The following is an 11,100-nucleotide window of genomic DNA, read 5'->3' as shown; positions in this document are numbered from 1 at the left end:
TTTTGGCACACTTTTTTTGAATACGACCAGGAACAATTTGAAACTGACTGACACAATATAAAAATCGTGAAACAGTCAGAAAATGTCCATTTTCTTTCGATTTTCTGTCACTTTTTGCCAAATTATGACAATTTTCCTTTATTTTAGATAAAAATAAAAATGGTAGCGCGTACGGGATTTGAACCCGTGATACAGCCTTGAGAGGGCTGTGGCTTGACCCCTTGCCCAACGCGCCATGTACTTCCATAGTATAGCACAATATGGAAGCAAATGTAATCATTAATTGATGTAGTCAAGTTGTGCTTGTACATCTGGAAAACTGTCATAAATGAATTCGATGTTTAATTTTTCGCATAAATCATAGACAGCCATGCGAATATATGGATTACGACAATGTATGGATTCTGGTATACCAAATTCTTCAATGAAATCTGTAATACATTCAAAAGAAAAAATAACTTCATCATCTTCAATAGGAACGAATTCAATGTGCAACATATCCAGATTTCCATCTAATATATAAAATGCCAATGGATTGACTGGTTTTTCATATAATTCTTGTTCATCATATAAAGGGAAATTCATATACATTAAATCAATATACAATTCCTCATTACTTCTTTTATGGTTCGACAATTCTTCAATATATTCATCTCCAACAAGAATATTATCTTCAATAGTAATGTCTTTCACTGGAATGGATTCAAAACCCATTTCGTTTTCATTTACAACTAAATATCTATATTGTTCCCATTGTGCTTCAATCGAATGCTGAACAAGTAATTCCTGTAAAGCTTTTAACAACAATTCAAAAACCTCAACAAGAATATCGATTTCTTGTTCTGAAACAGGAAATGGATAAAAACGTTTTTCCAAAGAAACGAAACGAAAATATAAATCATTTCCTTCATGTCCATCGTATTGATCCAAGTGTTCCCAATCTACATTGTCTGAATCATAAAAGTAACATGTCCAGCATGTAATATTGGCTAAATGAAATTCATCAGGTGTTGGAAATGGATTATCCAATAAAGAATGAAAATCCATAAATCCTTCAATACCAGGATAAATAGAAATCCCAAAACATAGCTGGTCATGACCCATAATGGAACAAAAATAATTTTCTGTTTTTGTTGCAGCTACAATTAATTCCGTATCCCATAATGTTTTCCATGGCTTTAGTTTTCCAATTTGTATTGTTAATTGTTTTAATTGCTCAAATTTAGTCAATTGACCTCCTTACCATACATTTTGTATGTCCTGATTTAACCATAAATAATTCATAAACCCTTCTACTTGTTTTTGCCAATCTTTTTCACAATGTGATCCCCTGATTTGACAATACATACTAGAAGAAATGCCTTTATTACACAATTCACTATAAATTCTTTGATTACATCGATATGTATAAGAATTTTGATCTAATTTTTCTGGATTGGAAATTGTAATAGCTTCACGTGTTCCCCAGCTTAAATATACTTTTGTATCCTGAAATAAATGTTGAGTTTCAATTTCTTTTTGTATTTGCTGAATACAAGGTGTAACTGTACTTGAAATACAAGCTGCTTTTGAAAATAAATCATTATGTGTCAATATACCATATAAAGACATTAAACCACCCATACTCGATCCAGCAACTCCTGTGCATTCTCGAAATGGAATGGTTCGATAGTTTTTGTCAATATAAGGTTTTATTTCATTGACAATCCAATCCCAGGTTTGTTTTCCTGAATTTTTATATTCACTTAGAAATCCTTTTTCAACAAAATAAGGCAAATACTCATTCATGCGTTCATCTTTTTTATGTCCACATTCAATTCCTACAACAATAATATCTTTTGACCATCCATCTAAAAATTCTTTTAGACCCCAGCAAGTTCCATAAGTAGCTTCTTGATCATAAAATAAATTATGTCCATCAAAAAAATACATGACAGGATATCTTTCACTACTTTGATTATATGTTTCTGGTAAATAAATATGAAGATTTCGATAGTCATTGGCTGCTTCATACCAAAATGGTGTCTTTATAATCATAATTCCTCTCTAATACTTTAAAAACTTTTGCATGGCTTTCTTTTCTGCTAATACAAGCATTGACATATCACTTTTAAAAATTGTTTGTGGATTCACTGTAAGAACCTTATTATTTGAATCCTTGATAGCTAAAATCGTTATATTATATTTTTGACGGACATTTAAATCAATGACAGATTTATTATTCCATGATACAGGAATTTCAACTTCATAAATCGCATGTTGTTCATCCATAGGAATATAATCCAGGACATGTTCTGAACTATAGGTAACGGCTGTCCAGATTGCCATTTGTTTTTCGGGATATACCACTTTATCGGCTCCCATTTTTAATAAAAACTTTCGATGAATATCTCTGGCAGCTCTGGCTACCACAAAAGGACAACCCAATTCCTTGCATAAACAAGTTGCTTCCAAAGAAGCCTGGAAATCATCTCCAATGCAGACAATGCATATATCGAAATCTGCAATTCCTAATGATTCCATAAATAAAGGATCTGTAGCATCTCCTATTTGAGCATTACTTACTTCACCAGCTATATTATCAATATTTTTTTCATATTTATCAATGGCCATGACTTCATGTCCCAATGAAACTAATTCACGAGCACAATGCCGTCCAAAACGCCCCATTCCAATTACTAAAATTGATTTCATATTACACCAACTTTCACTGAACAAATTATATCATAAAACATTATACAAATCACAATACCGCGGATTCCTTATACACAACACACTCATTTTGGTCACAAATTTTTTTTATTTTTCCATTTTTTATTTGATAAGCCAATCCAAAAATAGTTTCCACTTGATTTTGAATCCAAATATAAGAACCATCTACTAAAACAATAAATTCATGATTTATACTATCCATATAAACCCAATCATCAAACAATTTTTTTCCATCTAATATAGAATCCTTTAACATTTGATAATGTGGAATAATTTGTGTCTTTGTCAAATTCAATCCCTTAAAAAAACGAATTTGTTTACTTTCACCTTGTAGTTCTGGCATTGCATATACTTCTTTTGCACAATTCATAGAACCCGCACTGATTCCAATCACAATTCCATTAAAATTTTTCATTTTTTCTCGTATATGAAATTGATGAAAATAATAATTCTGGGTTGGTACGTGTCCACCACCAATAAAAATTACATCAAAATCCCATGACTTTTTATAGCGATCATCAATGCATTCTATACTTGAAATTGATAATCCACTGATTTGACACATATGATAAAAAAACTGACAAGCTTGTTCATTTTGTTCATGACTTTTAAAGTCTGCACAAAGATAAGCAACTTTACTTTTATCTTTCCAAACAGACTTTAAATTCTGACGAAATTGATTATTTTCATCTAATCCATGTACTTTATAACGGCCATCAAGTGAACCTGTTGGTGAACTTGTTAAGAAAATGTTCATTTTATCATCTCCTTTTTTATGCTAAAATTGAAACCAAGAGAAAGTGAAAAAATTATGAAAAATTTTAGTAAAATATTAAAAACAGGAATTCCATATATTCAAAAAATCATTCATAAAATCAAACATTTAACTTTATTTATTTTATCATTTTTACAGCATTTTTTCAGTCAAATGCTCGTATCCAAGAAACATAAACTCTTAACATGGAAAGAATTGACTCATCTTGGTTTATTTAGTTTTCTTTTTGTGTATTATGAACTCTTATTGCGTTTATTCAATCATACTGGTTTATTTTCCCATATTATGTATCCTGTTTTATTTGGTATTGCCTATGGTTTTTTATTTAATTGTTTCAACACCTTATTCATTCGAAAAATTAATCGAAACATTACTATTTTTTTAATGATTTTTGTTGCGATTTTCTTTATTACAGAATGCCTTGTGAAAAATACATTTCAAGTCTATATGCCCATTGCCTCTATTTTAACTGGAGCTACAGGTGTTGCCACTGGATTTACATCCGATTTATTAAAACAAATATTTTCTGGTTTCTTTGTGATTTTCTTTTATATATTACCAATTCTTTTATATTATTTTTTCACCAAAAAACATACACTTACCTATCAATATAGATGGCCTGCCATTTGCATGAATTTTTGTATTTTTTTCATTATCTTTTGTTTTGCCATTACTTGCAGTAGTATAGGCTCTACTAAAAATAATTATAAAACACAATATGAGTTCAATAAAGCCACGGAAACATTTGGGCTTTTAACCAGTCTTCGTTTAGAACAAATTCGAAATACTTCAACTTTAGTAATTTCCACTGAACAAGAAGAAACAGAAATCAAAGAATTTGATAAAAATGTTTGTGATATTGATTTTGAACAATTAGCTGCCCAGGAAAGTGATGAAACATTCAAAGAAATGAATACATATATTTCCAAGTTAAATCCATCCAGTCAAAATGAATATACGGGTTTATTTGAAGGAAAGAACTTAATTTTGATTTGTGCAGAAGCATTTAGTGATGCCGTAATCTCCAAAGAATTGACGCCAACTTTGTATCGATTAAGCCATAATGGATTTTATTTTTCAGATTATTATCAATTGACATGGGGTGGTTCTACTTCTACAGGTGAATTTTCTTTTTTATTTGGATTGGTACCAACCGATGGCATCAACAGTATACAAGATACCATTGGACACAATAACTACTATACTTTAGGAAATCAGCTGCAAAGACTGGGTTATTATTCGCAAGCTTATCACAATGGAAGCTATACTTTTTATTCTCGTGACTTAACACACGAAAACTTAGGATATAGTACGTATTTAGCAACTGGAAACGGATTAGAAGACATTGCTGGTCAAGATTATCCAAATGATGAAGTGATGATGGATACAACTTTTGATACCTATGTCGATAAACAGCCATTTAGTATTTATTATATGACGGTTAGTGGACACTCGGGTTATTATGCAGATAGTACTTTTGTTCAAGAACATTTAGATACGGTTTTAGAAAAAACAGATGGACAATATAAAGATGTTGTGAATTATTATTTATGTTATCAGCTGGAATTAGAAGAAGCCTTGACAACTTTGATTCAAAACCTGGAAGAAGCCGGTATTGCCGATGATACAGTGATTTGTATGACAGCGGATCATTATCCATATGGATTGGAAGAAGTTGTTTATGGAAATAGTGAAAATTATACAGAAAATTTATATGGGCATTCCATTTATAATAAAAAAGATCAAGACCATAATTCTTTGATTATCTGGTCGGGTTGTTTAGAAAATGAATACAAAGACATGGCTTGTGAAATTGATACACCTACTTATTCTTTAGACATTGTTCCAACGCTTTCCAATTTATTTGGCTTAGAATATGATTCTCGTTTATTAGTGGGAAGAGATGTTTTTTCCAGTCAAATTCCACTTGTGATTTGGAACGACTATAGCTGGTTAAGCGAAAAAGGATATTATAGTTCAAGTACAGGTGAATTTATTGGTAACGAAGGAATGGAAGTTGATTCGAATTATATTGATAAAATGAGTTTAATTGCACAAAATAAAATCAATTTTTCTTCTCAGGTTTTACAAACTGATTATTATGCTCATCTATTTGGATCGGATGATATTCAAGATTCAACACCTTTGTGGCAAGAAAAATATGGAACACAATAAAGACGTGCAATTTGCACGTCTATTTGTTTACAGGAGCTAATAATACTTTTCCTGTTCCTCGGTATACATTTACCAATCCTTCACCAGAAGCAGCTGAACCAATTAAAGACTTTCCTGAACGTTCTACTGTAAAATCCAAACTTCCACTCCAGGCAACCGCAAAATTACCATCTACTTTTAGAACATCGTTATTTAAATAAACTTCAATGAGTTCTTCTCTAGGACAATACGATTCTAAACAAATAACGCCATGGCCTTGAATTCCTAAATTAAAGAGTCCTTCATTTCCGGCAACAGCACTCGAAAAATTTGATCGCATCACTGTTTTTTGTTTACAAGTTGCTTCACATGCCAGAAACATGCCGTCATCTAAAACAATGGAACCATTCCAGTCATCTAAGTCTTCTAATAAAATATATTTATAAGTTGGTTCTAATACCAAAGTTCCCGATCCAGTATATTCTGGTTTAATAGCGGATTCACCGGTAACTGATCCTCTCATAGCTTTTCCGAAGAAATCTGTAACGCCTTTAACACCTGTTGTAGCTTGTACATTTCCTACCATCCATTGCATAGCACCTGCCTGAATCACAACATCGGATTTTGATACATCGCAAATGACTTGTCGTCTTCTTACGTTCATTTGAGATGCATAATAAGAATACATGGCTGTTGTCATATCGACACTTAAATCTCTTTTGTATTCAATAACGGTAAAGGCACCTAATTCTTTAACAACACGAATGTCATCATTATTTGTGAAATTATTGAGTTGAAACATAGTGGCCTCCTATTCAATCGGTGTAAAAGTTGCATTGTTTAACACTTCGCTGACCATAGACATGAATGTATCATAGTCTGTATACGAATATTGGAATTCCAATTCTCTTGGTCCATTTTCACCATCGGAATAACGAATATACAATTTTCCTTGCGTAATTCCATTGTCAAATGTTTCACTTGCATAATCATAAGCTGTATATCCATTTACTGTTGTTTCGGTAAAATTATCTTGTGTTAAATTATATTTAGCCCAGCAATCTTCCAATGTATCTTCATAAACTTCACGAATCGCAACATAGTAATAATCTTGAATATTTCCATCTTCATCATCAAGTTCATATGTAATGTCTACAAATACACTATAAACAGATGAATCATATGTTCCATCTCCTAAATCCAAGAAAGAATCTGGTTGAGGAATCGTAATAGTAAATTTTTGTAATTCAGCTGATATTGTTTCTACATCATTTTTTGTATTTGTTTGTGTATCATTACCATCGGATGTATCACCACCACCGGATGAACAAGCTGCCATACCTAAAACCAAGAATGCACTTAATACCCATTTCATTGTTTTTTTCATATTCATACCTACACTTTCCATGAAATATTGGCTTCTCTTAATAATTTTTCTGTTAATTCGGACCATTTGATTCGGTTTCCTCTTAAAGCCATTTGTACACCGCTTTTCATATTATCCAAAGCCATTTCTTTGTTTCCACTCAAAATACCTTGTAAACCTTTTGAAATATTTGTTGCCGCTTCTTGTTCCTGTCGAATGCCATCTTTTAAACCTTTCATGGCCTTAAACATTCCTTTTTTATTATTTTGTTGAACCAATTCAAAAGCCTTATCAAAATATCTCGTTAATTCCTTGAATTCTTCTTCATCGGATAATAAATACAAAGTATCAATTACATAGTCTCCAACAAATTTTAATTCAATATAGGTTTGATCTTTTTTCATGCGATGATCCATATTCGGATTTCCATCTACAAATCGATAACTCGCCAAATCCTGGAAGCGATACATATTATAGACTTTATTCTTTGATAAAAGACCTCCACCATCGGTTTGAATATACATGAATCCATTGTCTTCGCATGCATGGATATATGGACCTTTTCCAAACTGGAATGTTCTTTTTTTCTTAAACAACGCATCAAATATTTTTTGATCTCTTTCTTGTTCTTTTAACAATTGATCATACACATCGAGTGAATGCATCATTGGATCAAAAATCTTTCCGGCTTTTTTTTCACAGTCTTTGCATAGAAAATTTCCGTCCACTAATTTAACTTGGGAAGTAAATCCAATTTCTTTTCCACATTTTACACAATTTGTTTTTGCCATATTCTTTACAAGGATTTGCTTAAGAATTGCTTTTCTCCTTTCTATTTCCTTGTACTGCAATTCTTAATTGTATTGTATGGCATTTAAAAAATAATACATTACCCAAATAGGTAAAAAAAAACAGGTTTCTTATCAAAACCCATTAATAATCATTTTTTTAGATGTAACCATCGCCGCTAATTTTGTTTTAGAAGAAAAACCTGTTTTCGATAACATATGACTAATATGTTTTTTTATACAATCACTCGATACATTTAATTCCTTTGCCATTTCTTTATATGTCATACCTTCTACTAATAAACGAAGAACTTTGATTTCTGTTTCCGTAAATTCATAGCTCTTCGCATTTCCAATCTGGATTACCGGCATAGAATCTGGATATACTTCTTTTCCTTGCATGGTTTGTTCAATAACATGAATCAATTCCATTTGACTAATGTCTTTAAACCACAAAGAATCTGCTTTTACATTTCTTGCTCTTTTCATATAATCGACATCAAGCATAGATGACACAATAATGACTTTAATTTTAGGATATTTTTCTTTAATTTCTTTTGTTGCCGTAAAACCACTTTCATTACAATCTGTACATACATCCATTAAAATCAAATCCACTTGAAAAGAGTTGCAAATTTTAATGGCTTCGCTGGCTCTGGAAATAGAAGCGATAATGGAATATCCTTTCATTTGTGATATATAATTTTCCATGGCTTCTCTCATCATTTTCTGGTCTTCAACAATTAATACTTGATTCATAGTTTTCCTCCCATAATGGTAAAGTGACTTCTAATTGAAAATATGTATTTTCTTTTATTTCCATAGTTCCTTTTAATGATTGAATTCGATTATTTAAAGATAAAAGTCCTCCTTTCATTTGTATTGGATGTGAAACACACAATCCGTCATTGGTCATTAAACAATGGATTTGATTGTCAAAATAATCAATCGTCACATATAAATGCTTTGCCTTGGCATGTTTTACTGCATTGTTCATACATTCTTTAATTATTTTTATTATACAGTCTTTCAGAATTTTATTTTCAGGAAGCTTTCCATTCATTTTAATTTCAATACCAATGGAATGCGCCTGATGAAGAACATTTTTCCATGAATTTTGTTCTTCCTGATTTAATAAATGAAACGCATTTTTCCAAATAGAAAGATCAAATTCACGGATATCTTTTTGCTCCTGAATAAATTGTCGAGAAACAATCAAAGATCGTCCAATATCATCATGGACCTTAATTTTCATATTTAATGTTTCTTCTTCTTTGATCAGAGTTTGAATATTTCTTGAAAGAATTCTCATTCTTTTTCCATATTCCTTTAATTTTTCATTTTCTTGTTTTAATTCCATTTGTCTTTGATATAATTCCGTCACATCACAAGCCATTAATTGTATATATTCTTCATGCGTTTTCGTAAATACTTTAGTATTTGTAAATGACCAGACTTTTTGATTGGATATAAAAACAGATTGATTAGGTTCAAAAAATATTTTCATGTCTTCTACACATTGAATATCTTTTCCCAGAATATCAAAAATTAATCGATTCATTTGGTGATTGCATAAAGTAACCCATCCATTTTTGTCAAAGAAACACACACCCATGGGTAAATGATCAAAAGCTTCTTTTATCATATTTTTACTGATTTTTTTCATAATTCTTTCCTTATTGTCAAACAAAGCCGAACTTCATCTTCTTCTTGTTGAATGTCTACATCTTCCATATAAAATGATTCGATATTCATTTGTGTATATACAATAAATTGTATAGTTTCTTTTTCTTGAACAACAATAAACATAGAAGACATTGTATCTAATGAAGATTCAATGATTTTTTCAAAACAATCATACATTTGAATCACAAATCTAGATTCTAAATCATTTTTTAATTCAAAATTAATTCCACACGAAATTCCATAAATTTCTAAGCTTTCCATACTTTCTTTTAAACAAAGAAACAATTCCATGGCTTCCATTCTATTATACTGATCCGCAATAAAAATAAGATTACTTCTTCTTTTTAAATATGTTCCAATCACAATCATTTTCTTTAAAATGTTTATGTCTTTATTTTGTTCCATTTGACAAATAAAAGAATCCATCAATTGTATTTGCGATGACGTTTGTTCTTGTACTAAATTAAAGAGTCGATTTTGTTCATGAATTGTCATTTCCTTGATACGTAATTCATTTTCTTGTTTGATGATTTCATTTTCATCTTCCAGATTTTCTTTGATTTCTTCTAATTCATTCACAATTTCCATTAAATTTGAAATATCTTCTAACCAGAAAACATAACCATCTTTAATAGAAGAAGTCGATAAACGATAACCATCGTCTAATATAACCGGTTGATCAATGGCTTCATTGATTATTTCTTTATTTATGTCTTTTTTGGCTTGAGACGTTGAAAGAAGAATATTTAAATCTGAATCCATGATTTTTGCTCCATATGTAAAAGCATCAAAGCATTCTACATAATGCGTATTGGCTTGAATCAGTCCCATATAAATGCATAACTCTAATGTAGAAATATACATCACACAATTAAAAACAACAACATCTCCAAATAGTATTCGTAACCATTTAAAGGCTAAGAAATAACAAATCATATAAATAGATAAAATAAAAACTGGTATACATGGAATGAATACAATACATGGATTTTTAATATTTCTTTTTTTTCGTGTCATATTAATCAATGTGATAAAAATACAGATTAACATCCATCCATAAATAAAGAAATAAAGAATCCCATATCCGTTATTGTATTCCGTTTTTATTTGAAGAGCAGGAAATGTAAATACAAGTTGATGAAAATCATTTGTGATTACAATCAAAAATAAAACAATAGCCGGTATCCATAATATATAATCTTTTTTGGGTATTTTATAGTTTTCGGGTTGTCGAATTGAAATGGATACAAAAACAGCTAATGTTGGAATAAACAATAATGGTAAGTAGTAACAATACCATGCGTATCTTTTCAAATTTGGAAAGGTTTCATATGTTAAAAAATCATATTTAATATATCGAATTGTCAACCAGAAAATCATTAAAATAGCTATGACAATCATATAATGACAGACTTGTTTTTGAATAATTCGGTTTTGGATTGAAATCATCCAATACATAAAAAGAAAAAAATAAATAAAAAAGCGTATGGCACCTTTGGTATTTGGATTTTCAAATAAATGTATTGGAAAACGGCATAAATAAGCAATAAATATTAAAATTCCAATCAATATATAAGTTTTTTTTATTTGTTTCATGGTCTTATTATACATAAAAAAAT

At 30.4% G+C, this 11,100-nt stretch carries 11 protein-coding genes and 1 tRNA gene; 1 reads left to right on the top strand and 11 read right to left on the bottom strand.

Annotated elements, in window-relative coordinates:
• Window positions 1-160 precede the first annotated feature (160 nt).
• The 5 genes from ACI32A_RS04430 to ACI32A_RS04410 all read right to left on the bottom strand — a co-directional run bounded on the left by ACI32A_RS04430 (window position 161) and on the right by ACI32A_RS04410 (window position 3,469).
• Window positions 161-235 (bottom strand) — tRNA-Glu (locus tag ACI32A_RS04430).
• A 44-nt stretch (window positions 236-279) separates the two neighbouring features.
• The gene (locus tag ACI32A_RS04425; protein WP_439753821.1) at window positions 280-1,230 is read right to left on the bottom strand and encodes a DUF7309 domain-containing protein; all 951 of its coding nucleotides are present in this window, start codon (window positions 1,228-1,230) and stop codon (window positions 280-282) included.
• Between the two features lie 9 nt (window positions 1,231-1,239).
• Window positions 1,240-2,037, bottom strand: coding sequence for an alpha/beta hydrolase (locus ACI32A_RS04420; protein ID WP_439753820.1), 798 nt, complete (start codon window positions 2,035-2,037; stop codon window positions 1,240-1,242).
• 9 nt (window positions 2,038-2,046) lie between these two features.
• A complete protein-coding gene (locus ACI32A_RS04415) occupies window positions 2,047-2,694 on the bottom strand; it encodes a potassium channel family protein (protein ID WP_439753819.1) in 648 nt (215 codons plus the stop codon).
• 49 nt (window positions 2,695-2,743) lie between these two features.
• Window positions 2,744-3,469 (bottom strand): Type 1 glutamine amidotransferase-like domain-containing protein, encoded by a 726-nt coding sequence (locus ACI32A_RS04410; RefSeq protein ID WP_439753818.1) that lies wholly within the window; start codon window positions 3,467-3,469, stop codon window positions 2,744-2,746.
• 54 nt (window positions 3,470-3,523) lie between these two features.
• On the opposite strand from ACI32A_RS04410, the gene ACI32A_RS04405 reads away from it, so the two are divergent.
• Complete coding sequence (locus tag ACI32A_RS04405) at window positions 3,524-5,662, top strand: LTA synthase family protein (protein ID WP_439753817.1); 2,139 nt, start codon at window positions 3,524-3,526, stop codon at window positions 5,660-5,662.
• A 19-nt stretch (window positions 5,663-5,681) separates the two neighbouring features.
• Here ACI32A_RS04405 and ACI32A_RS04400 read toward each other — a convergent pair whose 3' ends face one another.
• From ACI32A_RS04400 to ACI32A_RS04375, 6 genes are all read right to left on the bottom strand, one after another.
• Window positions 5,682-6,443 carry an AIM24 family protein gene (locus tag ACI32A_RS04400; protein WP_439753816.1) on the bottom strand — a complete coding sequence of 254 codons (762 nt, stop codon included), beginning with the start codon at window positions 6,441-6,443 and terminating at the stop codon, window positions 5,682-5,684.
• A 9-nt stretch (window positions 6,444-6,452) separates the two neighbouring features.
• Window positions 6,453-7,028 carry a hypothetical protein gene (locus tag ACI32A_RS04395; RefSeq protein WP_439753815.1) on the bottom strand — a complete coding sequence of 192 codons (576 nt, stop codon included), beginning with the start codon at window positions 7,026-7,028 and terminating at the stop codon, window positions 6,453-6,455.
• Between the two features lie 8 nt (window positions 7,029-7,036).
• Window positions 7,037-7,798 carry a hypothetical protein gene (locus tag ACI32A_RS04390; RefSeq protein WP_439753814.1) on the bottom strand — a complete coding sequence of 254 codons (762 nt, stop codon included), beginning with the start codon at window positions 7,796-7,798 and terminating at the stop codon, window positions 7,037-7,039.
• A 132-nt stretch (window positions 7,799-7,930) separates the two neighbouring features.
• Entirely contained in the window at window positions 7,931-8,554 is a 624-nt protein-coding gene (locus ACI32A_RS04385) for a response regulator (RefSeq protein ID WP_439753813.1), read from the bottom strand.
• Window positions 8,532-9,461 carry a hypothetical protein gene (locus ACI32A_RS04380; protein ID WP_439753812.1) on the bottom strand — a complete coding sequence of 310 codons (930 nt, stop codon included), beginning with the start codon at window positions 9,459-9,461 and terminating at the stop codon, window positions 8,532-8,534. Before ACI32A_RS04380 ends, ACI32A_RS04385 begins: the two co-directional genes overlap by 23 nt.
• A complete protein-coding gene (locus ACI32A_RS04375; RefSeq protein ID WP_439753811.1) occupies window positions 9,458-11,077 on the bottom strand; it encodes a hypothetical protein in 1,620 nt (539 codons plus the stop codon). The genes ACI32A_RS04380 and ACI32A_RS04375 overlap by 4 nt, the downstream gene beginning before the upstream one ends.
• Between the last annotated feature and the right edge of the window lie 23 nt (window positions 11,078-11,100).

Origin of the sequence: Floccifex sp. (assembly GCF_051873555.1) — a bacterium.
GTDB lineage: Bacteria > Bacillota_I > Bacilli_A > Erysipelotrichales > Erysipelotrichaceae > Floccifex.
This window is presented reverse-complemented; position numbering and strand designations above follow the sequence as displayed.